Genomic DNA, 242 nt, shown 5'->3' with positions numbered 1-242 from the left:
TAGTTGGCTAGGAGATGTTTATAAGAGACAGCAATTAACAGATGAGATTCATCGTTTAAATGAAATTCAGAGCGTGTTTGCATATGACTTTGAAGGTACACGTTATGATGTTGGTGAGAAATTTGGATTTATTAAGACGTCAATTGAAATGGCACTTCAGCATGAAGAATTGAAAGATGAATTAATGCAGTATATGTACGAACTTGTAAAAAAAGAAAATGTACACGTATAAAGTGAGGTGG

Annotated in this window: 1 pseudogene; it reads left to right on the top strand. The window is 33.5% G+C overall.

Going from position 1 to position 242, the window contains the following annotated elements:
• Positions 1-232 (top strand): annotated as a pseudogene (locus JDS80_RS31020) (hypothetical protein); the annotation flags it as partial.
• Between the last annotated feature and the right edge of the window lie 10 nt (positions 233-242).

Origin of the sequence: Bacillus cereus group sp. N8, assembly GCF_016483685.1 — a bacterium.
Classification (GTDB): Bacteria; Bacillota; Bacilli; order Bacillales; family Bacillaceae_G; genus Bacillus_A; species Bacillus_A proteolyticus.
This window is presented reverse-complemented; position numbering and strand designations above follow the sequence as displayed.